At 72.8% G+C, this 24,083-nt stretch carries 18 protein-coding genes; 4 read left to right on the plus strand and 14 right to left on the minus strand.

Annotated features, from left to right (window positions below; translation table 11 throughout):
- Position 1 precedes the first annotated feature (1 nt).
- From ACGFX4_RS34345 to ACGFX4_RS34370, 6 genes are all read right to left on the minus strand, one after another.
- A complete protein-coding gene (locus tag ACGFX4_RS34345) occupies positions 2-874 on the minus strand; it encodes a PaaX family transcriptional regulator C-terminal domain-containing protein (protein ID WP_393083085.1) in 873 nt (290 codons plus the stop codon).
- Entirely contained in the window at positions 871-3,276 is a 2,406-nt protein-coding gene (locus tag ACGFX4_RS34350; RefSeq protein ID WP_393083089.1) for a bifunctional salicylyl-CoA 5-hydroxylase/oxidoreductase, read from the minus strand. The genes ACGFX4_RS34345 and ACGFX4_RS34350 overlap by 4 nt, the downstream gene beginning before the upstream one ends.
- Positions 3,273-4,916, minus strand: coding sequence for an AMP-binding protein (locus tag ACGFX4_RS34355; protein ID WP_393083092.1), 1,644 nt, complete (start codon positions 4,914-4,916; stop codon positions 3,273-3,275). The genes ACGFX4_RS34350 and ACGFX4_RS34355 overlap by 4 nt, the downstream gene beginning before the upstream one ends.
- Positions 4,913-5,833, minus strand: a complete 921-nt coding sequence (locus ACGFX4_RS34360; RefSeq protein ID WP_393083095.1) for an acyl-CoA thioesterase — start codon at positions 5,831-5,833, stop codon at positions 4,913-4,915. Before ACGFX4_RS34360 ends, ACGFX4_RS34355 begins: the two co-directional genes overlap by 4 nt.
- Positions 5,833-6,336 carry a cupin domain-containing protein gene (locus ACGFX4_RS34365; RefSeq protein WP_393083099.1) on the minus strand — a complete coding sequence of 168 codons (504 nt, stop codon included), beginning with the start codon at positions 6,334-6,336 and terminating at the stop codon, positions 5,833-5,835. The genes ACGFX4_RS34360 and ACGFX4_RS34365 overlap by 1 nt, the downstream gene beginning before the upstream one ends.
- Before the next feature lie 129 nt (positions 6,337-6,465).
- The gene (locus tag ACGFX4_RS34370; protein ID WP_393083102.1) at positions 6,466-7,281 is read right to left on the minus strand and encodes a fumarylacetoacetate hydrolase family protein; all 816 of its coding nucleotides are present in this window, start codon (positions 7,279-7,281) and stop codon (positions 6,466-6,468) included.
- Between the two features lie 132 nt (positions 7,282-7,413).
- Between ACGFX4_RS34370 and ACGFX4_RS34375 the strand changes: the two genes are divergently transcribed.
- Positions 7,414-7,848 carry a RidA family protein gene (locus ACGFX4_RS34375; RefSeq protein ID WP_393083105.1) on the plus strand — a complete coding sequence of 145 codons (435 nt, stop codon included), beginning with the start codon at positions 7,414-7,416 and terminating at the stop codon, positions 7,846-7,848.
- A gap of 106 nt (positions 7,849-7,954) precedes the next feature.
- On the opposite strand, the gene ACGFX4_RS34380 is transcribed toward ACGFX4_RS34375, so the two are convergent.
- The 7 genes from ACGFX4_RS34380 to ACGFX4_RS34410 form a co-directional block, all read right to left on the minus strand.
- On the minus strand, positions 7,955-11,026 hold the full coding sequence (locus ACGFX4_RS34380) for an NPCBM/NEW2 domain-containing protein (protein WP_393083108.1): 3,072 nt from the start codon (positions 11,024-11,026) through the stop codon (positions 7,955-7,957).
- A 196-nt stretch (positions 11,027-11,222) separates the two neighbouring features.
- A complete protein-coding gene (locus tag ACGFX4_RS34385) occupies positions 11,223-12,761 on the minus strand; it encodes a glycoside hydrolase family 43 protein (protein WP_393083111.1) in 1,539 nt (512 codons plus the stop codon).
- 1 nt (position 12,762) lies between these two features.
- Positions 12,763-13,734, minus strand: a complete 972-nt coding sequence (locus ACGFX4_RS34390) for an acetylxylan esterase (RefSeq protein WP_393083114.1) — start codon at positions 13,732-13,734, stop codon at positions 12,763-12,765.
- A gap of 10 nt (positions 13,735-13,744) precedes the next feature.
- Positions 13,745-16,018, minus strand: coding sequence for a beta-glucosidase (locus tag ACGFX4_RS34395; protein WP_393083138.1), 2,274 nt, complete (start codon positions 16,016-16,018; stop codon positions 13,745-13,747).
- Positions 16,019-16,098: 80 nt separating this feature from the next.
- On the minus strand, positions 16,099-16,917 hold the full coding sequence (locus ACGFX4_RS34400) for a carbohydrate ABC transporter permease (RefSeq protein ID WP_393083118.1): 819 nt from the start codon (positions 16,915-16,917) through the stop codon (positions 16,099-16,101).
- Positions 16,917-17,813: a carbohydrate ABC transporter permease gene (locus ACGFX4_RS34405; protein ID WP_393083121.1), complete on the minus strand. Its 897-nt coding sequence runs from the start codon at positions 17,811-17,813 to the stop codon at positions 16,917-16,919. Before ACGFX4_RS34405 ends, ACGFX4_RS34400 begins: the two co-directional genes overlap by 1 nt.
- Positions 17,810-19,102 carry an ABC transporter substrate-binding protein gene (locus ACGFX4_RS34410; RefSeq protein ID WP_393083124.1) on the minus strand — a complete coding sequence of 431 codons (1,293 nt, stop codon included), beginning with the start codon at positions 19,100-19,102 and terminating at the stop codon, positions 17,810-17,812. The genes ACGFX4_RS34405 and ACGFX4_RS34410 overlap by 4 nt, the downstream gene beginning before the upstream one ends.
- A gap of 183 nt (positions 19,103-19,285) precedes the next feature.
- Between ACGFX4_RS34410 and ACGFX4_RS34415 the strand changes: the two genes are divergently transcribed.
- Positions 19,286-20,293 carry a LacI family DNA-binding transcriptional regulator gene (locus ACGFX4_RS34415; RefSeq protein ID WP_393083126.1) on the plus strand — a complete coding sequence of 336 codons (1,008 nt, stop codon included), beginning with the start codon at positions 19,286-19,288 and terminating at the stop codon, positions 20,291-20,293.
- Positions 20,294-20,460: 167 nt separating this feature from the next.
- A complete protein-coding gene (locus tag ACGFX4_RS34420) occupies positions 20,461-21,921 on the plus strand; it encodes an endo-1,4-beta-xylanase (RefSeq protein ID WP_393083129.1) in 1,461 nt (486 codons plus the stop codon).
- Between the two features lie 100 nt (positions 21,922-22,021).
- Here the strand turns inward: ACGFX4_RS34420 and ACGFX4_RS34425 are convergent, their stop codons facing one another.
- On the minus strand, positions 22,022-22,933 hold the full coding sequence (locus ACGFX4_RS34425; RefSeq protein WP_393083132.1) for a LysR family transcriptional regulator: 912 nt from the start codon (positions 22,931-22,933) through the stop codon (positions 22,022-22,024).
- Positions 22,934-23,028: 95 nt separating this feature from the next.
- Here ACGFX4_RS34425 and ACGFX4_RS34430 point away from each other — a divergent pair, with 95 nt between their 5' ends.
- Positions 23,029-23,922 (plus strand): PhzF family phenazine biosynthesis isomerase, encoded by an 894-nt coding sequence (locus tag ACGFX4_RS34430; RefSeq protein ID WP_393083135.1) that lies wholly within the window; start codon positions 23,029-23,031, stop codon positions 23,920-23,922.
- Positions 23,923-24,083 lie beyond the last annotated feature (161 nt).

Raw genomic sequence — 24,083 nt, forward strand, 5'->3', positions numbered from 1 at the left:
CTCAGGCCTCGGCCGGGTCGGGGCGGCGGGGCTGGGCCGACCAGGCGGGGACGGCGTGGGCCAGGGCGCGGCCCTCCAGGAGGGTGACCATCCGCTCGAAGAGCCGGGCGGCGGCGGGGCCGGCCCAGTCCGCGGGCAGCACCTCGGGCGGCAGCCCGGGGTCGCGGAAGGGCAGCTTGCGCCAGTCGTCGATCACCGCGAGGTAGCCGACGAAGGCCTGCCGGCCGTCGACGAACGCGGCCTCGGCGAGCCGGTCGGCGGCCGCCGCGTGCTGCTCGGTGAACGCGCGGTAGCGGCGGTCGATCTCGTCGAGGTCCCAGCCCTTGCGGACCATGGCCGGGAGGTCCTGGCCGGCGACGTGGTCGCCGAGGAAGACGGCGCACTGCTCGGTCAGGTCCAGTTCGCCGATGGCGCGTTGGGCGGCGGGCAGCAGCCGGGCGGGCGCTATCCACACGGCGGAGCCGATGTTGCCGAAGCCGAGCGAGGTCAGGTGGGCGGTCAGCTGGTGGCGCTTGGCGCGGGCGGACTCCGGTACCGAGAAGTTGACGAGGCACCAGCCGTCGGCGAGGTCGGCGGCCTGGCGGGCGTGCCAGATCACCTCGTCGCCGACGGCCAGCGCCTCCAGGGCCATGGGGGTCAGCGCGTAGCCGCGGACGCCCGCCCGGGTCTCCGGCTCCAGCCAGCCGCGCTTCTTGAGCCGGAAGACCGCGGTGCGGACGCTGGCGGCGTCCAGTCCGGCCTGGCTGAGCAGGTCGACGGTGCCGGCGATCGGCATCCAGTTGCCCATCCTGCGGACGACGGCGCCGAGGAAGGTCACCAGCACGGTCCTGGATCGGCGTCCTGCGGTGGGCCGGGTGTCCGTCGTCTCGCTCATCCCGTCGAGTATGGCGGACGCTCCTCGGATGATCGTACGGCGGTCGGGTCCGGCGTCCAGCGCAGGTGCGTGGTCCGCGGGGTGCCCTCGCGCAGCAGCGCCAGCCGGGGCGGGACGCGGTCGGTGCGGGCGGCGGGCGGCTTGCGGCGGCCCGCCCGCCAGGGGGCCGGCCACTCGGCGCCCGCGCCCCGGTAGTCCTGTTCGGCGGCGGCGTGCAGGCTCCACTGCGGGTCGTACAGGTGGGTGCGGCCGAGCGCGCACAGGTCGGCGCGGCCCGCGAGCAGGATCGAGTTGACGTCGTCGTAGGAGGAGATCGCCCCGACCGCGATCACCGGCACGCCGGCCGGTCCGGCCACCCGGTGGCGGATCCGGTCGGCGAACGGCGTCTGGTAGGAGCGTCCGTAGGCGGGCTTCTCGTCCCGGGTGACCTGGCCGGTGGAGACGTCGATCGCGGCCGCGCCGTGCTCGACGAACGCCCGCGCGATCGCGACGCCGTCCTCGCCGGTGTTGCCGTCGGGCACCCAGTCGGTCGCCGAGATCCGGACGGTCACCGGGATCGCGGCGGGGACGGCGGCGCGCACCGCGTCGAAGACCTCCAGCGGGAAGCGCAGCCGGTTCTCCAGGGAGCCGCCGTACGCGTCGGTGCGCCGGTTGGCGACGGGCGAGAGGAAGGACGACAGCAGGTAGCCGTGGGCGGCGTGCACCTCGACCAGGTCGAAGCCGGCCCGCACCCCGCGCCGGGCGGCGACGACGAAGTCGGCAACCACCCGGTCCAGGTCCGCGCGGCTCGCCTCGCGCGGGACGTGGCAGCCCGGCCCGTACGGCAGCGCGGACGGCCCGACCACCTCCCAGTTGCCGTCCTCCAGCGGTTCGTCCATGCCCTCCCACATCAGCCGGGTCGAGCCCTTGCGCCCGGAGTGGCCGAGCTGCAGGCCGATCCGTGCCGAGGTGTTCTCGTGCACGAAGGCGGTGACCCGCCGCCAGGCGTCCAGCTGTTCGTCGTTCCACAGGCCCGGGCAGCCCGGGGTGATCCGGCCCTCCGGGGAGACGCAGACCATCTCGCTCATCACCAGGCCCGCGCCGCCGAGCGCCTTGGAGCCGAGGTGGACCAGGTGGAAGTCGCCGGGGACGCCGTCGACGGCGGAGTACATGTCCATCGGCGAGACGACGACGCGGTTCTTCAGCTCCAGCGCGCCGATCCGGACCGGCTGGAACATCGCCGGGGCCGGCCCGGGGGCCCGCTCGCTCCGGGCGAACTCGTCCTCCAGCAGCGCCGCGAACTCCGCGTCGCGCTCCTTGAGGTTCTCGAAGGTGATCCGGCGCGAGCGGGTGAGCAGGTTGAAGACGAACTGGGCCGGCTCCTGGCCCACGTACATGCCGATGTCCTCGAACCACTCCAGCGAGGCCTGCGCGGCCCGTTGGGTCGACTCGACCACCGGCTTGCGCTCGGTCTGGTACGCCTCCAGCGCCCCGGCCACCGTCGGGTGCTCGTGCAGGCAGGCGGCCAGCGCCAGCGCGTCCTCCATGGCGAGCTTGGTGCCCGAGCCGACGGAGAAGTGCGCGGTGTGCGCGGCGTCGCCGAGCAGCACCACGTTCCCGTCGTACCAGCGCTCGTTGCGCACGGTGGTGAACTCGAGCCACTTGGAGTTGTTGGTGAGGACCCGGTGGCCCGCCAGCTCCTCGGCGAAGATCTCGGCGATCCGGGCGACCGCCTCGGTGTCGGACTCGCCCGGTGCGAGCGGCCGGTCCTCGCCGCGGTCGAACCCGGCCCGGCGCCAGACGTCCTCGTGCATCTCGACGATGAAGGTCGAACGGGAGGCGGAGTACGGGTAGCCGTGGATCTGCATGGTGCCCCACTCCGTCTGCTTGACGAAGAACTGGAACGCCTCGAAGACCAGGTCGGTGCCGAGCCAGATGTACTTGTTGCGGCGCCGGTCCAGCGCCGGGCGGAAGACGTCCGCGCACTTCGCCCGGACGGCCGAGTACGCGCCGTCGGCGGCCAGCACCAGGTCGTGGCCGCGGCGCAGTTCGTCGACGTCCGGCGCCGCGGTCCGGTAGTGGACCTCGACGCCCAGCTCGGCGGCGCGCCGCTGCAGGATCTGCAGCAGGTCCTTGCGGCCCATCGCGGCGAAGCCCTGCCCGCCGACGGTGCGGCGCCGGCCGTCGACCTCGATGTCGATGTCGGTCCAGCTGGCGAAGCGCTCCTCCATCGCGGCGTGCACGGCGTCGTCGGCGTTGCCGATGCCGCTGAGCGTCTCGTCGGAGAAGACGACGCCGAAGCCGAAGGTGTCGTCGGGGGCGTTGCGCTCCCAGACCGTCACCTGGTGCCCGGGGTCCAACTGCTTCATCAGGGCGGCGAAGTACAGTCCTCCGGGGCCGCCGCCGACCACGGCGATCCTCATGCCGTTCCCTCCTCCTGCGCGACGATCCGGCGCAGCTTGAAGTGTTGGAGCTTGCCGCTGGGGTTGCGCGGCAGCGCGTCGACGAACCGGACCCGGCGCGGGTACTTGTACGGGGCGAGCTGCTGCTTGACGTGGTCCTGGATCTTCTTGGCCATGGCCGGGTCGCCGGTGGTGCCCTCGCGCAGCACCACGAACGCGCAGACCACCGAGCCCCGTTCGGGATCGGGGGCGGCCACCACCGCCGACTCCAGGACGTCCGGGTGGGTGTCGACGGCGGCCTCGACCTCGGGGCCGGCGATGTTGTAGCCGGCGGACACGATCATGTTGTCGCTGCGCGCCCGGTACCAGAAGTAGCCGTCCTCGTCGCGGGTGAAGGTGTCGCCGGTGAGGTTCCAGCCGTTGACCACGTAGTCCAGCTGCCGGTCGTCGTCCAGGTAGCGGCAGCCGACCGGGCCGATCACCGCGAGCCGGCCCTCGGCGCCCGGGCCGAGCTCCTCGCCGTCCGGGCCGAGGACCGCGGCGCGGAAGCCGGGGACGGGCCGGCCGGTGGCGCCGGGGCGGATCTCGTCGCCGGAGGCGGAGATGAAGATGTGCAGCAGTTCGGTGGCCCCGATGCCGTCCACCACCCGGAGCCCGATCTCGTCGCGCAGCCGCTCCCAGACCTCGCGGGGGATGTGCTCGCCCGCGCTCACCGCCCGCCGCAGCCCGGAGAGCCGGTGCACCAGGCCGGACTTGACGATCTGCCGGTACGCGGTCGGCGCGGTGGCCAGCACCGTCACGCCGTGGTCGGCGACCAGTTGGGCCAGCTCCGCGGGCGTGGCCGACTCGGTCAGCAGCGCGCAGGCGCCGGCCCGCAGGGTGAAGACGACCAGCATGCCCAGGCCGAAGGTGAAGGCCAGCGGCGCGGTGCAGGCCACCAGGTCGTCGGGTACCAGCCGCAGCGTGCACTTGCCGAAGGTGTCGTCGATGGAGAGCAGGTCGCGATGGAAGTGCACGGTGATCTTGGGTGTGCCGGTGGTGCCGGAGGTGGGCCCGAACAGCGCCACGTCGTCGGCCGCCGTGTCCACCGCGGCGAACTCGCCGGACTTGGCGGCGGCCCGCCGGGTCAGGTCCTCGTCCGTGTCGCCGCCGTAGGCCACCACCGCCATCTCCGGCGCGGCGCTCGCGCGGACCTCGTGCACCACGTCGAGGAAGCGGTGGTCGACCAGGGCGATCGCGGGCCGGGTCTTCTCCACGATCGGCCCCAGCTCGCGGGCGCGCAGCGCGGCCATGGTGGTGACGGCGATGCCGCCGGCCCGCAGCACGCCGAGCCAGGCCGCCACCGTCCAGGGGTTGTTGGGCGAGCGCAGCAGCACCCGGTTGCCGGGCACCAGGCCCAGGTCCTCGGTGAGCACCTGGGCGACCTGGCGGGAGCGCCGCAGGAGCTCGCCGTAGGTCCACGTCTCGCCGCCGGGCGTACGCAGCGCGGGCCGGTCGGGGCCGAGCTCCGCGGCCTGGCGGTCCAGCAGTTCGACGGCCGCGTTGAGGCGTTCGGGGTGGCGCAGCAGCTCGGTGGTGAACTCCAGCACCGGCCACCGGTCGGCCGGGGGCAGGTGGTCGCGGGCGAAGCCGTCGCTGAACCCGGAGGGCGAGAGGGTCATCCGGCACCTCCCGGGAGGGCGGCGCGGATCATGCCCTCCTGGAGGACGGTGGCCAGGTGGACGCCGTCGGGGGTGAAGAAGCGGCCCTCGGCGAGCCCGCGGCCGGACTCGGCGGCCACCGCCTGCTGGGCGTACAGCAGCCAGCCGTCGAGGTCGCCGGGCCGGGGTGCGCGGTGGAGCCACATCGCGTGGTCGAGGCTGGCGGTGACCAGGCCGGGCCCGGCCCAGGCCAGGCCGAGGACCCGCAGCACCGGCTCCAGGATCGTGTAGTCGCAGACGTAGGCCAGGGCGGCGGCGTCGCGCTGCGGGTCGGTGAGCCCGTCCACGGGCCGCAGCGCGTCGAACGGCCGGACCCAGACGGCCTGGTGGGGCGCCCGGCCGCCGTCGACCTCCAGGTAGACCGGCCCCGGCACGTGCCGCATGTCGAAGCTGCGCCCGGAGGACCAGTAGGCCTTGGAGCCGTCGGTCATCGTGCCGCCGCTCCGCCCGGCGAGGTAGTCGGCCGAGGCGGGGAGTTCCTCGGGCCCCGGCAGGTCGGGGACGGGGGCTGCCCAGCTGCCGCCGGGCTCGCCGGCCGCGAAGTTGGCCAGGCAGACGTAGAGCGGCTTGCCGTTCTGGTAGCCGCGCACCTGGCGGGTGGCGTAGCCGCGGCCGTCGCGCAGCAGCTCCACCTCGTAGCGCACCGCCTCGCCGATCTCGGCGGGCCGCATGAAGTACGAGTGCACGGAGTGCAGCGTCTTGCCGTCGTCGACCGACCGCATCGCGGCGGCGGCCGCCTGGGCGACCAGGTCGCCGCCGTACGCCTTGGGCCAGGGGCAGGGCTGGGTGACCGCGGTGAACGCGAGGTCGAAGTGCTCGGGTTCGGCGGGGGCGAGGGTGACCGCGGCGGTGAAGAACTCGGACGTGGTGTCGGTCATCAGGGCCGCTCCAGCCAGTCGCGCAGGTCCGCGTCCGGGACCTCGGGGAGGTTGACCACGATGTTCTCCGGGGTGCGGGTGGTCATCCAGGTGAGCGGGCGGTTCCGGTCGAGGTTGCACTCGACGTGCGGCATGAACGGGGGCACGAACACCCAGTCGCCCTCGGAGAGGTCGATGTAGTCCTCGAACTTGGTGCCGAAGTAGATCCGGGCGCGGCCGGAGAGCACGTAGCCGCCGGTCTCCGCCTCGCCGTGGTGGTGCGGCACCGAGCGGTAGCCGGCGTCGTTGCCCACCTTGCCGAACCAGAGCCGGGTGGCCGGGGTGTGCTGGATGCTGATGCCGGAGATCCGGGTGGCGCCGGCCGACTGCCCGGTGTCCCCCGGCTCGGTGCCGGCCCGGGTGACGACCGGCACCACCAGGCCGCTCGCGGTGGCGTACATCGAGTTGTCGCCGTCGAGGACGTACGAGCTGTAGTCGGCGGCGGTGCCCGGGGTGGGGTCCATGGGTGCTCCTCGTCGTGGGTGGGTCGAGTTGCGGTGCCGGGTGGTGCGGGGCCGAGCGGCCCGGGGTGCGGGGTGGCTGCGGGGTCGGGCGGCTCGGTCTCGGGTGGCTCGGTCTCGGGTGGTGCGGTGTCAGCCGGTGAGGCGCACGGTGTTGCGCAGCGTGCCGATGCCCTGGATCTCCGTCTCGACGAGGTCGCCGTCGGCGAGGAAGCGCTGCGGGTCGCGGGCCGCGCCGATGCCGCCGGGGGTGCCGGTGAGCACCAGGTCGCCGGGGCGCAGCACGGTGAAGGTGGAGATGTAGACGAGCAGTTCGGCGGAGTCGAAGACCAGCGTGCGGGTGCTGTCGCGCTGCACTTCCTCGCCGTTGATCCGGCAGAGGACGTCCAGGCCGGCGGCCGGGTCCACCTCGTCGGGGGTGACCACCGCGGGGCCGACCGGGCAGGATCCGTCCCAGGCCTTGCCCTGGAACCACTGCAGCGTCCGGTACTGCCAGTCGCGCACCGAGATGTCGTTGGCCACCGTGTACCCGGCGATCGCGGCCCGGGCCTGCTCCCGGTCGGCCCGCCGCAGGGTCGCGCCGACCACGACGGCGAGTTCGGCCTCCCAGTCCACCTGGAGGCCGCGCGGCAGGACCAGATCGTCCCGCGGGCCGGTGAGGGTGTCGGCGTACTTGGCGAACAGGGTGGGGAACGCCGGGAGTTCGCGTCCGGTCTCGCGGATGTGGTCGGCGTAGTTCAGCCCGCAGCAGATCACCTTGCCGGGGGCGGGCAGCGGGAGCACCGGGACGGCGCCGTCGATCGCGGCTCCGGCCAGGTCGGCCGCCGCCGCGGCGGGCGCGGCGCGCAGGAAGGCCGACAGGTCGGCGGCGGGGAGCGCGTGCCAGGCCTCGCCCCGGAGCACCGCGGCGCTGGTGCCGCCCGCGTGGGCGACGGTGGCGAGGCGCATGGGGAGTCTCCCTCCTGTTCGGCACAGCCGACCGTGCCGCGATGTTTCAATACTTCTGCGACCGTCACAACAGTGTCAATAGATGATGCTACGGTGGGCGCCCAGACGGAATCCGACGCGCAGGAGTCCTCCATGGCGACCTTCTCGGCCCCCGTTCCGGTCAACCCCGCCTCGCTGCCGAAGCCCAGCGGCTACTCGCACGGCACGCTCAGCGGGAACCTCCTGCACCTGGGCGGCCAGACGGCCCTCGACCGGGACATGCGGATCGTCCCGGGCGGCATCGTCGAGCAGTTCCGCCAGGCGTTCTCGAACGTCCTCGCCACGTTGGCGGAGGTGGGCGGCATCCCGCAGGACCTGGTGTCCGTCACCCTCTACCTCACCGACATCCCCGACTACCAGGCGCACGGCAAGGAGATCGGCGAGGTCTGGCGCGAGCTGGCGGGCCCGGTCTACCCGGCGATGGCCGGCATCGGGACGACCGCCCTGTGGCAGCCCGAGGCCATGATCGAGATCCTCGGCGTCGCGGTCGTCCCCGACGAGCGCCTGATCCGCCCCGCGTCGCACTGATCACTGACGACCGAGACCGCAGGGGAACACCAGCACGCCCCGGACACGACGACGGCGGGGCCGCGTCCACCAGGACGCGGCCCCGCCGTGCGCGGGCAGCTCGGTGCTACCGGACCAGCTTGGCCCCCGCCCAGTCGGCGTGGTCGCTGTTGATGCCGTCACCGGCGTCGGTGACCCGCAGCTCCAGGGACCGCACCCCCGTCACGTCCACGTCGATCGCCTGGGTCGCGCTGCTCGGGGTCAGCACGCTCGGGCTCTGGTAGAGCCTCACCCCGTCGCCCCACACCTCGAACCGGACGGTCGCGTTCGCGGTCACCTCGTCGTCCACGCCCGCGTCCGACTGGAAGCGGGAGTAGCCGCCGTTCAGCGCGTACGTGATGGAGCCGTTGGCGTGCGTGCCGATGCCCTTGGCGTACGTGGTGCCGTTCAGCTTCAGCGCGTGCCCGTCCACGCTCAGGTCCTTGCGGACGGTACCGAAGTCGCTGCGCGCACTGCTCCAGGTCAGGTCGCTGACGGCGGTCGGCGCGTTGGCGATCAGCTTGGCGCCGGCCCAGTCGGCGTGGTCGCTGTTGATGCCGTCACCGGCGTCGGTGACCCGCAGCTCCAGGGAGCGCACCCCCGTCACGTCCACGTCGATCGCCTGGGTCGCGCTGCTCGGGGTCAGCACGCTCGGGCTCTGGTAGAGCTTCACCCCGTCGCCCCACACCTCGAAGGTCACGGTGGCGTTGGCGGTCACCTCGTCGTCCACCCCGACGTCCGAACGGAACCGGGCGTAGCCGCCGTTCAGCGCGTAGGTGATGGAGCCGTTGGCGTGCGTGCCGATGCCCTTGGCGTAGGTGGTGCCGTTCAGCTTCAGCGGGTGCCCGTCCACGCTCAGGTCCTTGCGGACGGTACCGAAGTCGCTGCGCGCGCTCAACCAGGTCAGGTCGCTCAGGTCGGTGCCCTGCCCGGCGCCGCCGCCGGTGGTGACGGTGGCGGTGTTGCTGGCCCCCGAGGCGTTCCCGGCGGCGTCGACGGCCTTCACCGTGAAGGCGTACGCCGTGCCGGCGGTCAGCCCGGTGGCGGTGAAGGAGGTGCCGGTCGCCGTACCGACCTGGGCGCCGTCGCGGTAGACGGTGTAGCCGCTCACGCCGACGTTGTCCGTCGAGGCGGTCCACTTCAGGTCGACGCTGCCGGCGGTGACGTTGCTCGCGGTGAGGCCGGTCGGGGCGCTGGGGGCGGTGGTGTCGGCGGCCACCGTCCCGGCGTCGGCGGTGACGCTCGCGCCGGCGGCGACCGGCACGCTCACGTAGGACACGGTCTGGCCGTACAGCGTCTTGGTCTGCGGGGTCTGCGCGACGCCGTTGACCTTGATCGTGGACGGGGTGCCGTAGAACTGGGCTTCCCAGGTGACGGTGCCGCCCGAGTTGTTGGTCAGCGTGGACGCGGTCGTCCCGGTGTGCTTCAGCTTGAGGTCGTTGCCGCCGACCTTGACGTGGTCGAGCTCCACCCACGGGGTCTCGGAGGTCAGCCGGGAGACGGTGGCCACCTTGCCGTGCGGGGCGTCCGGCTGGATGCCCATCATGCCGTCGGTGACGCTGCTGACGGCGAGGAAGGAGATCTCCGGGTAGCTGTCGCGGCCGGTCATCAGCTTCTTCAGCCAGGCCCAGCCCTCCGCGGAGCGGTTGTACTGGTAGTACATCTCCGGCAGGTAGGAGGTCGCCTCGACGTTCAGGTTGTCGTCGTTGGCGGCGATGAAGTCCAGGTAGTTGCTGGTGCGCGGGCCGTGGTCGCCCAGGCCGGTGAGCATCATCAGGAAGCTGGCCTCGTGGCCCCAGCTGCTGTAGCCGGTGCCGGCCGCGTCCTTGCCGCGGTAGTAGCGGCCGTTCGCCGCGTCCCACCAGTTGGCCTCGAAGTACGAGCGCAGGCGCTGCGCCCGGTCGGCCCAGGTCGCGCTGCCGGCGGTGTCGCCCTTGGCCTTGAGGATCTCGGAGTAGGCGACCATCGACTGGTACTGGTAGCCGAGCGAGTCGCCGGCGGAGACCAGGTTCTCGTTGGGGAACTCGAAGAAGGTCGCGGTGTACTCGCCCGCCTGCTTCTTCGACACCGGCTGGTCGTTGGCCGGGTTGTTGTCGCTCCACCTGACCTCGTGGCCGGTCAGGAAGGAGCCCATGGTGGAGTCGTAGTACGCGGACAGCGTCGGGTCGTTGATCCACGCCGCGTTGCCGGTCCACTGGTACTGCTTGTACGCCTTGGCCATCACGTTGAAGGGCGAGGGCAGCTCGCGGAAGCCGGTGCCGTCGATGTAGTACATCGCGCCGGTCGGGCTGTGCGCCCACAGCGGCCAGCCGTTCTGGCCCGCGTCGTCGGCGTCGCCGGCGAAGGTCTTCAGCATGCTGAAGGTCTCGGCGTCGAGGCCGAGCATGTGCGCGCCGTCCGACTGGTGGGAGATGTCCCGGTTGTAGTACGACTCGCGGTTGGTGTACGCGCCCCAGTAGCCGGGCTGCACCGTGGGGTGCGCGGGGTTCTGCAGGCGCCACCACTCGGGCTCGTGACCCATCATCGGGTTGCCCGGGTAGAAGGTCATGCCGAGGGCGCGGTTCTTGCCCCAGGTGAAGCCGTCGTTCAGCGTGGTGTTGGGCGAGTTGATGGTCAGTGTGCTGGTCGGCGCGCCGACCCAGCTCTGCACGGTGATCCGGTCGACCCGCGGCACCTCGCCGGCCGAGGTGGCGGTCAGCTCGATGACGTCGCCCGGCTTGAGGTCGACCTTGCTGCTGGTGCGGGTGTCGATGTTCTTGGGGTCGGTGTAGTCGGCGCCCCAGCGCTGGGAGGTCCCCCAGCTGTCGACCTGGGTGCCGTTGACGGTGAGCCTGTACGTCACCCCGTTGGCGGTCATGCCGTTGTAACGGGTGATCAGGTCGTAGGTGCCGGCCACGCCGCTGAACGCGGAGCGGGCCGAACTCGTCTGCCCCGCCACGCCCTTGGCGTAGGTGGCGTGATCGACCACGGTGTTGTTCCAGGTGTGGTCGACGGTCTCGGTGGTGAAGTTGGTCAGCGCCATGCTCTCGACTTCGAGCACGTAGGGCCCGGCCGCCGACGATGACGACACCGGTGCCTGCGCCGCGAAGGCGGGCGGCACGACGACGGCCGTACCGGCCGAGACGAGCAGTGCTGACAGTGCACAGGCCAATCGACGCATGCGCGGTCGATCCTCTCGAGTGGGGGTGCCCGCGGCCGTGGGGGACGGCGGTGATGTTGGAACCCGTTGAAGCGTGTTGCCTATTGAGGGCTTCCGGGTGAGTCCCTGTCAAGAGGCTTGCACGATCCACTCGAAGGCTTGCAGTTCGACAATGACGCATCGATTGGAAGTTTTCAGTTGTGTGTTGCGTGACATGTCACACGTGAGTAGTGTCACCGCCGTACCGGAAGCCGGCGAAGTCGGCGTGCCCACCGTCCTCGCCGTACGCGTACAGGCCGACCAGGGCACCGGTGAAACCGCCCGCGGTGGCGGTGGTGAGCACTCGGGCGTCGAACGCGGCCAACTGCCGCCACCCCTCCTCGCCCCGGGCGGTGAGCAGCACGCCGTCCGGGCCGTCGACGCGGACGGCGAGGCGCACCGGCCCCGGCCGGAGCGGCAGTTCGGCGAGCACCCGCTCGTGCCCGGCGCACCGCACGGTCGCCCGGGCGCCGCCGGCGCCGACGGTGAGCAGCACGTGGTGGTCCTCGTCCTGGAGCAGCGCGAGGCCCGCCCGGAAGGTGCCGACCGGTGCGGTGGGGTCGAGCAGGGTGGTGGTGGCGGAGAAGCGGTGGTGCTGCAGGCGGCGCCCGAGGAAGGAGGGGCTGCCGCGTTCCGAGAGCGGGACCGGGGCGGCCTCCAGGCGCAGGACGCCCGACGTCGGGTCGAGCCGGTGGATCCGGCGGCGCGGGGTGCGCACCCGGCACCACTGGGGCCCGAGCTCCGCCGGGTCCTCGGCGCCCACCGGCCACGGGTGCGCCGGCAGGTCGACCCGGACGAGCTGCTGGAGCCGGCCGATGCCCGGGTTGACCACGGGCCAGCCGTCCTCCGCCCACCCGACCCGGGCGAGAAAGGTCTCCCGCCCGAGCGCGGTGTGCCGCCCCTCGTACGGACGGCTGCCCAGCACCACCGCGTACCAGTCCCCGCCGGGCGTGTCGACCAGGTCGGCGTGCCCGACTCCGGTGACCGGACACCCCGGACCGAGGTGGCGGTGGGTCAGCAGCGGGTTGCGCGGGCAGTTCTCGAACGGCTCGTCGAGCGAGCGGCTGCGGGCGACGGTCACCGCGTGCAGCTCCTCGGTGCCGCCCTCGGCGAGCAGCAGGTAGTACCAGCCGTCGCGGTGCAGCAGGTGCGGGCCCTCCGCCCAGCGGGCGTCGACCAGGGCGCCGCGGAACAGGACCCGCTCCTCCCCCGTGAACCGCCAACTGCCGTGGTCGATCGGCCGGGCCCAGATCTCGGTGCGTCCCTCGGACTCGAGGCCGGGCACCGGGCGGGCGCCGAGCAGCCAGGTGCGGCCGGTGGCCGGGTCGACGAAGAGGTCGGGGTCGAAGCCGGGCGCCTCGGGCAGCCACACCGGCTCGGACCACGGCCCGGCCGGGTCCTCGGCGGTGACCACGAAGGTGCCGCTCTCCCGCAGGCCGTCGACCAGGGTGCAGACCACGTGGAAGCGGCCGTGCGCGTACCGGATGGTGGGCGCGTACAGCCCGCCGGACGGGCGGACCCCGTCGAGCGGCAGCTGCCCGGGCCGGTCCAGGACATGGCCGAGCGGCCGCCAGTGGACCAGGTCGCGGCTGTGGTGGATCGGCAGGCCGGGAAAGTACTGGAAGCTGGAGTTGACCAGGTAGTAGTCCTCGCCGACCCGGCAGATCGACGGGTCGGGGTGGAAGCCGGGCAGGATCGGGTTGGCGGCGTACGGCACGTCACTCCTTCGGCGCGAGGTGCCGGGCCAGGAACTCCAGCGCGGCCCGGTCGTCGTCGGCCTGCCCGGCCTCGTGGCCGTTGTACCGCCAGACGGTGATCTCCTTGGGCCCGGCGTAGGCGTGGTAGGCGCCGAACACGGTGGCGGGCGGGGTGACTTCGTCCATCAGGGCGGCGGAGAACCGGGCGGGGGCGGTGGCCCGGCGGGCGAGGTTGACGCCGTCGACGTAGGAGAGGGTGCGGTGCACGCGCTCCTCGGCGTCGCGGTGGACGGCCAGGTAGTCGGCGATCTCCCGGTACGGGTAGGCGTCGGTGCCGGTGACGGCCCGGGGGAAGTCGCAGAGGAACGGCACGTACGCCACCACCGCCGCCAGGTCCGGCAGGAGTCCGGCCGCCGCCAGGGCGAGGCCGCCGCCCTGGCTCGCGCCGAGGACGGCCACCCGCGCCGGGTCGACGGCGGGCAGGGTGCGCGCGGCGTCCACGGCGCGGACCGCGTCGGTGATCAGCCGCCGGTAGTAGTAGCCGTGCGGGTCGGTGATGCCGCGGGTCATCATGCCGGGGGCCTGCGGTCCGGCCGGTCCGGAGTCGGGGGTGGCGCCGCGGCTCCAGCCGGAGCCCTGGCCGCGGGTGTCCATCTGCAGGTGCGCGTAGCCGGCCGAGGCCCAGAGCAGGTTCTCCAGGACGTCGCCGCGCCCGCCGCCGTACCCGACGTACTGGACGACGGCGGGCAGCGGGCCCGCCGCGCCGCGCGGCAGGCGCAGCCACGCCCGGACCGGTTCGCCGGCGAAGCCGGGGAAGGTCAGGTCGTAGGTGTCGAGGGTGGTCAGGCCGGTCCTGACCGGGTCGAGCCGTACCTCGCCGCCGGCGGTGCGGGCCTCGGCGAGGGTGCCGGCCCAGAAGGCGTCGAGGTCGGCGGGCTCGCGCTGGCTGCTGCGGTAGGTGTGCAGTTCGGCCTCGGTCAGGTCGCCGTGCATGCGGGTCTCCTCAGAGCTGGTCGACGGTGACGGCCGGGTGCAGCCGGCGGGTGTGGTCGACGGCGCGGACCGGGCCGGTCAGGCGCAGCGGCGCGGTGAGCCGGGTGTCGGTGCTGGAGGCGGCGATGCGCAGTTCCAGGGCGCCGGGTTCGACGATCCGCCGGCCGTCGCGTCCGGTGAACGAGGCGGCGTCGGCGGGGAGTTCGACGGCGATCCGGCAGCCGGCGCCGGCGGCGAGCTCGATCCGCCGGTAGCCGACCAGCCGTTGGACCGGCTGCACCACGCTCGCCACCGGGTCGTGCAGGTAGAGCTGGACGACCTCGGTGCCGGCCCGGTCACCGGTGTTGCGCAGCTCGAAGGCGACCCGGAAGGCGCCGTCGGTGCCGCTCTCACCGGTCTCCACCGTGAGGTGGGACCAGGTGAACTCGGTGTAGCCGAGGCCGTGTCCGAAGCCGTAGGCGGGCGTCGGGTCGCTGCTGGACACCTCGCTCGCCTGGCCGAGCCGCGCGGCCAGGTAGCTCGACGGCTGGGCGCCGGGGTGCGCGGGGACGGAGACCGGGAGCCGCCCGGAGGGGTCGACCCGCCCGCTGAGCACCCCGGCGAGGGCCCGGGTGCCGGCCTCGCCGGGGAAGAAGGACTGGACGATCGCCGCCGCCTCGTCCACCGCCCGCCCCAGCGCGTAGGGCCGGCCGGCGAGCAGGGTGACCACCACCGGGGTGCCGGTGTCGAGCACGGCGTCCAGCAGTTCGCGCTGCCGTCCGGGCAGGTCGAGGGAGGCGGCGTCGCAGCCCTCGCCGCTGGTGCCGCGGCCGAAGAGTCCGGCGCGGTCGCCGAGGGCGAGCACCACCAGGTCGGCCGCGCGCGCGGCCCGGACGGCCTCGGCGATGCCGGCGGTGTCCTCGCCGTCGACCGTCACGCCCTGGACGGTCCGCAGCTCGCTGCCGGGGAATTCGGCGGCCAGCGCCTCGCGCAGGGTGGGGAGTTCGATGCCCAGCGGCATCTTCGGGTGCTGGCCGCCGACGTGCACGGGGAAGGCGTAGCAGCCGAGGACGGCGGTCGGCTCGTCGCCGTTCGGTCCGATCAGGGCGATCCGGGCGGGGCGGCGCAGCGGCAGGGTGCCGTCGTTGCGCAGCAGGACGACGGCCTGCTCGGCGATCCGCTCGGCGAGCGCCCGGTTCGCGGGCGGGTCGAGGTCGACCAGGCCGCGCAGCGTCTCCGGCTCGCCGGGGTCGGCACCGGCGAGGGCGGCGGGCACGGGACTCCAGTCCTCGTCCAGCAGGCCGAGTTCGGCTTTCTGGGCGAGCACCCGGTGCAGGGCCCGGTCGACCAGCGCCTCCGGTACGGCGCCGGACGCGACGGCGTCCAGCAGGGGCGCTCCGAAGGTCTTCACGGTGGGCAGTTCGACGTCGACGCCGCTGGCCAGGGCGAGGCCGGCGGCGTCCGCCCAGTCCTCGGCGACGCCGTGCAGCGCCTTGAGGAAGGCGATGCCGAAGTAGTCGGCGACGACGGTGCCGGTGAAGCCCCAGGTGTCCCGGAGCAGGCCGGTGAGCAGCGCCTCGTCGGCGGCCGACGGGAGGCCGTCGGTGTCGGTGTAGGCGTGCATCACCGAGCGGGGGCGGCCCTCGCGGACGGCCATCTCGAACGGCGGCAGGATGACGTCGGCCCGTTCGCGGGCGCCCATGCTGACCGGTGCGAGGTTGCGGCCGGCCCGGGAGGCGGAGTACCCGGCGAAGTGCTTGAGGGTGGCGACGATCCCGGCGGACTCCAGGCCCTGGACGTAGGCGGTGGCGACGGTGCCGACCAGGTACGGGTCCTCGCCGATGGTCTCCTCGACCCGGCCCCAGCGGGCGTCGCGGACCACGTCGAGCACCGGGGCGAGGCCCTGATGGACGCCGACGGACCGCAGGTCGCGGCCGATCGCGGCGGCCATCTCGCGCACCGCGCCGGGGTCGAAGGTGGCGCCCCAGGACAGCGGCACCGGGTAGGCGGTGGCGCCCCAGGCGGCGAACCCCGCGAGGCACTCCTCGTGGGCGAGGGCCGGGATGTTGAAGCGGTTGGCGGCGGCGATCCGCTGCTGGCTGCGCTGCAGCGACAGCGCGCCGAGCGCCGGGTCGACGGGGGCGGTGCCGAACGGGCGGGTCAGCTGCCCGAGCCCGTGCGGCAGCAGCTCGTCAAGGTCGGGCGGCTGCTCCATCTCGTGCTGGTGCGGGGCGACCTCGCCGCCCTCGTCGTTGGCGCCGACCCAGACGCCGACCAGCTGGGCGAGCTTCTCGCGCAGGGTCATCTCGGCGATCAGGACGTCGGCGCGCTCCGACGGTGCGAGCGCGGTGTCGCGCCAGGCGGGCAGCGGATTCTGACGGTCGTTCACTTTCCTCCGACTCCCATCAGCCCCTGGACCAGGGCGCGGCGGGCGAACAGGTAGACGATGAAGATGGGCAGCATGGACAGCACCACGGCGCTGAGCAGACCGGGGACGTCGACGCCGTGCTCGGTCTGGAACTCGTACAGGCCGAGGGTGACCACCTTGGTGGCGTCGGACTGGGTGAGGATCAGCGGGAAGAGGAAGCCGTTCCAGGCCTGGAGCGCGGCGAACACCACGACGGAGGAGAGTCCGCCCCTGGAGAGCGGCAGCACCAACTGCCGGAACACCCGGGCCGGGGAGGCGCCGTCCATCGCCATCGCCTCGTACAGCTCCGGGGTGATGTCGCGCATCGCGCCGGTCAGCACGAGCGTGCACACGGGCAAGCAGAAGGCGGCGGTCGGCAGGATCACCCCGATCAGGTGGTCGTACAGGCCGGCCTTGCTGATCACGTAGAACATCGGCACGATCACCGCCTGCGCGGGGATCGCCAGGCCCAGCAGGAACATCCGGAACACCCACCCGGTGGTCCGCCCCCGGGCGCGCACGATGGCGTACGCGAGCGGCGGGACGAGCAGCAGCACGACGGCGACCACGCTGGCGGTGACCACCAGGGTGTTCAGGAAGTCCTGGCCGAAGCCGTTGGACAGGTCGGTGAGGTAGTTGCGCAGGGTCCACTCGGCGGGGAGGGAGAGCGGCCCCTCGGTGGAGTAGTCGGAGCGGGTGCGGAGGGTGGCGAGCAGCAGCACGTACAGCGGCAGGCCCACCAGGGCCAGCCACACCAGCGAGCCGAGGCCAGCGAGCCAGTTCGGGCGTCGACGCATCACAGGCCCTCCGCCGAGGAGCGCATCCGGTCGTAGCCGGAGAGCCGGACGACCGCGAGCGAGATCAGGGTGGCGACCACCACCAGGACCAGCGCGATCGCCGAGCCGGCGCCGAAGTCGAAGCTCTTGAAGGCCTTCTGGTACATGTAGTAGGCGCTCACGGTGGTGTCGGTGCCGGGGCCGCCCTGGGTCAGGATCAGCACCGTGTCGAAGGTGGTGAGCCCGCCGACCACCATCAGCACCATGGAGGTGATGACGGTGTTGCGCAGCTGCGGCAGGGTGATGTGGAAGAACTGCCGGACGGTGCCGGCGCCGTCGACCGCCGCGGCCTGGTAGAGCACCTGCGGGATCGCCCGGGCGCCGCCCTGGTAGATCAGCGCGTGCAGCGGGGTGAACTGCCAGACGCCGACGAAGGTGAGCACCCCGATCGCGCCGGCCCTGGTGCCCAGCAGGTTGCCGTCGCCGAACAGCCAGCCGGCCTGCGAGGGCACCCCGAAGTTGGGGTCGAGGACGGCCCGCCAGACCACCGAGACGGCGGTCGCCGAGAGCAGCAGCGGCACGAAGTAGATCGCCGAGAGCACGGCCCGGTTGCGCTGGTGACCGGCCGCCCAGACGCCGAGCAGGATGCTGATCGGCGTCTGGGTGACCACGCCGAGGACGGTGAGCAGCAGGGTGGTGCCGACCGACTGGAGCATGACCGGGTCGTGGGCCAGGCCGGTCCAGTTGTCCAGACCGTTGAAGCGGGGGTCGGTGATGCCGTCCCAGCTGGTGAAGGAGAGGACGGCGACCAGCAGCAGCGGCACGATCGCGAACAACAGGAAGAACACGGCGGCGGGTGCCGCCCAGGCGAAGCCCGGACGGGTCACCCCCGCGCCGGTCCGCCCGGCGCGCGTCATGACGTCGACAAGGCCTGCATGGCCTTGATGAACCCGTCCGCGTCGAGCTTGCCGTTGAAGAACTGCTGGACGGCGACGTGGATCGGGGTGATGGCGCTCGGCGGGTAGGCCTGGTCCCAGGAGAGCTGGAACGAGGGCGCGGCCTTGACCAGCTCGTACTGGTACTTCGAGTACTCGGGGCTGGCGGCGGTGTCGAGGAAGTTCGCGGTGTTGGTGGTGGTCGGCAGGTTGCCGATGGCCAGCTGCGCCTTCACGAACTCGTCGGAGTACATCAGCTTGAGGAAGGCGGCGGCTGCCTCCGGGTGCTTGGTCTTCTTGAGCACCGAGTAGAAGTTGTTGGTGTTGCCGACCACGTCGGCCGCGTCGCCCTTGCCGCCGCCGACGGTCGGGAAGCCGGTGTAGCCGAGGCCGGCCTTGGCGAAGTCGGGGTTGGCGTCCTGCTGGGTGGAGTAGTACCAGGAGCCCATCAGCTCGAACCCGGCCTTGCCCTTGGCCACCAGGGCCGGGGAGCCGCCGTCGGTGAACTTCACCGAGTCGTAGGTGGTGCCGAAGGCGCCCGCGTCGACCAGCTCCTTGAGCTTGGCGAGGGCCGCGCGGCTGTCCTCGCCGGCCCAGGCGGCCGGGTCGCCGCCGAGCGCGCGCTGGAAGAGCCCGGGGCCGGCGATCCGGTCGTAGAGGTACTCGAACCACATCAGCGTCGGCCACTGGTCGGCGCCGCCGAGGGCGATCGGGGTGATGCCCTTGGCCTTCAGCGCCTTGGCGTCGGCGACCAGCTCGTCCCAGGTCTTCGGCGGGGTGATGCCCGCGTCGGCCAGCACCTTCTTGTTGTGGAAGAGCAGCACCGGCTGGGTGCCGCGCATCGGCACGCCGTACGGCTTGCCGTCGACCACCGCCGAGTTGAAGACGGAGGGCAGGAAGTTGTCCTTCAGGCCCGGGTCCTGGGCGATGAACCCGTCCAGCGGGAGCAGCAGGTCGGCCTTGACGAACGGCTGGATGGAGCCGCCGCCCCAGTTGAAGAAGACGTCGGGGGCCTGCGGGGTGTTGATCACGGTCTGCAGCTTCTGCTGGTAGTCCGCACCGGGGACGGTGTCCAGCACGACCTTGACCTTGGAGGTCTTGTTGAAGGTCTCGACGATCTGCTTCTCGACCTTGTTGGTGGCGTCGCCGTAGACCATCACGTGGATCGTCCCGGAGCCCCCGTCGGCGGAGGTCCCGCCGGAGGAGCAGGCGGTGGCCGTGCCCAGGACGAGTGCGGTGGTCACGGCGACGGCGACGAATCTCGGTCTCATATCCTGCCTCGCGTTCGAATGTTTCGAGCAAGTTGCCGAATGTTGTGGGAAACTTAGGGCCGCCCCCGCCACCCGTCAAGGGCCCGGGCGGGATCCGTTCAGGCCCGTCGAGGGGCTAGCATCCGTGCCGTACGACCGGCCATCAGCGAAGTTCGCCCAGCAGGGGCAGTGCAGGAGGGACTCGTGACCAGAGCGGCCACGCTCGCCGAGATCGCGCAGGAGGCCGGGGTCTCCGCGCCGACAGTTTCGAAAGTCCTCAACGGGCGCGCCGACGTCGCGCCCGCCACCCGGGAGCGGGTCGAGGAGCTGCTGCAGCGGCACGGCTACCGGCGCCGGCGCTCCGGCAGCCAGGCCGCGCCGCTGCTGGAGCTCGTCTTCCACGAGCTGGAGAGCGCCTGGGCGATGGAGGTGATCCGCGGGGTCGAGAACGTGGTCCGCGAGGAGGGCCTGTCGATCGTGCTCTCCGAGTCCTCGGGCCGGCTCAGCCCCGGGCAGTCCTGGGTGGACGGGGTGCTCGCCCGCCGGCCCACCGGCGTGGTGCTGGTCCTCTCCGGCCTGGACCGCTCCCAGCAGGAGCAGTTGGCCAGCCGGGACATCCCGTTCGTGGTGATGGACCCGGCCGGCGACCCCGGCCAGCAGGTCCCCGCCGTCGGCACCACCAACTGGGACGGCGGCCTGGCCGCCACCCGCCACCTGCTCGACCTCGGCCACCGGCGGATCGGCCTGATCGGCGGTCCCGGGCGGATGATGTGCAGCCGGGCCCGGGCCGACGGCTACCGCGCCGCGCTCGACATGGCCGGCATCGCGTACGACCCGGAGCTGGTCCGCGAGGGCGACTTCCACCACGAGGCCGGACGCCGGGTCGGCCTGGAGCTGCTCGGCCTGCCCGACCGGCCGACCGCCGTCTTCGCCGGGAACGACCTGCAGGCGCTCGGCCTGTACGAGGCTGCCCGCGAGCTGGGGCTGCGGATCCCCGAGGACCTCAGCGTGGTCGGCTTCGACGACCTGCCGCTGGCCCGCTGGGTCGGCCCGCCGCTGACCACCGTCCGCCAGCCGCTGACCGAGATGGCCGAGGTCGCCGCGCGGCTGGTCATCGACCTGGCCCGGGGGGTCCGGCCGGGCACCCAACGGGTGGATCTGGCCACCAGCCTGGTCGAGCGCAGCAGCACCGCCCCGCCCAGGACGGCTTGACGAACCGTCGGTCCGGCCCTAGGGTCACCGATCGGAATCGGCGGCCGTTCCGAATGTTTCGATATTGTTCGACACCCATGCGGGGCGTCCGCACCTGTCAGCGTTCCATGCTCCACCGCACGTCCAGCTTTCTCTGCCCCCACCCGAGAAGAGAAGGGACCACGCCGGTGCCAGTCCGGACGCTCCGCACCCCCACCCCCGGGCGCGCCCGCCGCGCCTTCGGCGCGCTCGCCGCCACCGCCGCCGCACTCGCGGCCGCCACCCTGCTGCCCGCCGGCCAGGCCGGCGCGGCCGGGACCTCCCTGCGCGCCCTCGCCGAGGCCAAGGGGATCTACTTCGGTACCGCCCTCACCCAGGGCGACCTCAACAACTCCGCGCTCACCGCCGTCGCCGGCAGCCAGTTCGGCGTCGTCACCCCCGGCAACGAGATGAAGTGGGACACCGTCGAAGCCAGCCAGGGCAGCTTCAACTACGGCCCCGGCGACCGGATCCTCGCCTACGGCCAGGCCAACGGCATGAAGGTCCGCGGCCACACCCTGGTCTGGCACAGCCAGCTGCCCTCCTGGGTCAGCAGCCTGCCCACCGCCCAGGTCCAGGCCGCCATGCGCAACCACGTCACCAACGAGGTCACCCACTACAAGGGCAAGCTCTACGCCTGGGACGTCGTCAACGAGCCGTTCAACGAGGACGGCAGCTACCGCACCGACGCCTTCTACAACGCGATAGGCAGCGGCTACGTCGCCGACGCGCTGCGCACCGCCCGCGCCGCCGACCCGGACGTCAAGCTCTACCTGAACGACTACAACATCGAGGGCCAGAACGCCAAGAGCGACGCCATGTACAACCTGGCGAAGACCCTGATCGGCCAGGGCGTCCCGCTGGACGGCATCGGCTTCCAGGCGCACTTCATCCTCGGCCAGGTGCCCTCCACCCTCAAGGCCAACCTGCAGCGCTTCGCCGCGCTCGGCCTCGACGTCGCCATCACCGAGCTCGACGACCGCATCCAGCTCCCGGCCACCGCCGCCAACCTCACCCAGCAGGCCAACGACTACGTCAACGTCATCAACACCTGCCTGGCCGTCAGCCGCTGCGTCGGCGTCACCCAGTGGGGCGTCGGCGACGCGGACTCCTGGATCCCCGGCGTGTTCTCCGGCTGGGGCGCCGCCACCATGTACGACAACGGCTACCAGCCCAAGCCCGCGTACACCGCCTCGGTGAACGCCCTCGGCGGCTCCACCTCCAGCCCCTCGCCGTCCACCTCCACCTCCCCGTCCCCCTCGCCCTCGCCGTCGCCCAGCCCGTCGACCGGCACCGGCTGCCGGGTGACCACCGCGGTCAACGCCTGGAACACCGGCCTGACCGAGAACGTCACCCTCACCAACACCGGCTCCGCGACCCTGACCGCCTGGACCCTCGGCTTCACCCTGCCCACCGGCCAGACCGTCACGTCCGCGTGGAACGCCACCATCACCCCGGCGAGCGGCGCGGTCACCGCCAAGAACCTCGGCTACAACGGCACCCTCGCCCCGGGCGGCTCCACCTCGTTCGGCTTCCAGGCCAACCACACCGGCAACACCGCCGCCCCCACCCAGTTCACCCTCAACGGCGCCCCCTGCACCACCGCCTGACCACCACTCCCCCACGGGCCCGCATCCTTCCCACGGGATGCGGGCCCACCCGCGCGCCCCGCGGAGCGCACAGCCGCGCCGGCCACTGCCGCAACCGCGCTCAGTGGGGGAAGTGGTGCGGCAGCTCCGCGGTGAGTGCGGCCGCCGCCGGGGAGATCCAGCGACGACGGTGGCGGGCCAGTTGAACGGTGACGTCGGGGAACCGCGGGCCCGGCACCTGGGCCAGGCGGCCCGCCGCGAGAGCGTCCGCGACATTGGCGCGGGCCAGCAGGCTGAGGCCGAGGCCCGCGGCAACACAGGACCTGGCGGCCTCCAGACTGCCGAAACGGGTGATCCGCAGCGGCGTTCCCCCGGCGGCGGCGAGTAGCCGCTCGATGAAGCGGTCGCTGTACGAACAGCCCTGCTCGTGCAGGAAGTAGTCCTCGTGGGCCAGGTCCGCCCAGCCGGCGACCGAGTCGGTGGCGTCACGGGTGGCGGCGGGGTGCCGGGGAGAGCAGACGAGCACCAGCGGCTCGTGGGCCAGAGGCGTGCACTCGATGTCGCGGAACTCCGCCTCGTCCTCCAGCAGCAGCGCCAGGTCCAGTTCGCCGGTGCGGAGCGCGGCGACGGCGGAGGCGGTGCCCATCGTGTGCAGGTCCACCTCGATACCGGGGTGGCTGCGCCGCAGCGCGGCGACGACTCCCGGCAGCCGGGCGGACACCAGCGTCTCGCCGGCCGCGAGCACCACGCGTCCGGTCACCCGCCCTCCCGCGCCACCGGCCGAGGCGGCGACCGTCCGCAGCCGGGACTCGGCCTCCAGTACCGCCTCGGCCTGCGCCAGCACGTCGCGTCCGGCGCCGGTGAGCACCACCCCACGGGGCAGCCGGTCGAACAGGCGCAGGTCGAGTTCCTTCTCCAGCGCCTGGACGTGGGCGGTCACGGTGGACTGGACGAGGTGGAGGCGCTCCGCGGCGGCGGTGAGGCTCCCGGTCCGGGCGACGGTGGCGAAGGTGCGCAGCAGTCGGGTGTCCATGCCGTCGACGATATCCCTCGGCCATCGTGGACGGCGATGAATGCCATCGAGATCCATCGCTTGTCCTGATGCCTGATTCGGGCCACGATAGGCACATGAACACGCAGACGTACCCCGAGATCCTGCGCTACGCCGCCTTCACCACCGACCCCTCCGGCGGCAACCCGGCAGGTGTCGTGCTCGACGCGACCGCGCTGGACGACGCCGCCATGCTCAAGACCGCCGCCGAAGTCGGCTACTCGGAGACCGCGTTCGTCACCGCCGCCGACCACGCGGCACGCCGGTTCCGGCTGCGCTACTTCAGCCCGCTTGCCGAGGTCGCCTTCTGCGGTCACGCGACCGTTGCCACCGCGGTGGCCCTGGCCGAGCGGATCGGCCCCGGCCCGCTCGTGTTCGACACGCCGGTGGGTGAGATCCCCCTGGACACCTCGGCGGCGCCCGGAGGCTCCGTGACGGCGACGCTCACCAGCGTTCCCACCCGCTCCCGGCCGGCGAGCGATGCGGAACTGCACGCCTCCCTCGCCGCCCTGCGCTGGCTCCCGGAGGACCTCGACCCGGCGCTGCCGCCGCACGTCGCCTTCGGCGGGAACGAGCACTTGGTCCTGGCAGTGACCAGCCGCGAGCGCCTCGCGGCCCTCGACTACGACTTCGATGCCCTGGCCGAGGTGATGCGCCGTCACGGCTGGACCACGCTCCAGCTGGTCCGGCGTGAGGCCCCCGATCTCTTCCACGCCCGCGACCCCTTCCCGATCGGCGGCGTCGTCGAGGATCCGGCCACCGGTGCCGCGGCGGCCGCCTTCGGCGGCTACCTGCGCACCCTCGGCGCCCTCCCGCCCTCCGGCGCCTTCACCATCCACCAGGGCGAGGACCTCGGCCGGCCCAGCCTGCTCCGGGTCCAGGCCTCCACGACGGACCCGCACGTCCGAGTGAGCGGACAGGCGGTGGCAATCGCGACCGCAGGCGCGAGCACCGGCGAGGAAGCGGCCTGAGCCGGGCGGGATCGCCACCCGGTCACCGATCGCGTTCGACCACCGGCCGATCCGGCCCCTGCTCGCCTAGGGTCCGTCTTCAAACCCCCGTCGTCCGCCCGAAGGGCGGGCGGGGCGTCGTTGGGGTGCGTGCATCGGCGGCGCCGACGAGGGAGTCCATG

This window comes from Kitasatospora sp. NPDC048365, from assembly GCF_043200835.1.
Taxonomy (GTDB): domain Bacteria; phylum Actinomycetota; class Actinomycetes; order Streptomycetales; family Streptomycetaceae; genus Kitasatospora; species Kitasatospora terrestris.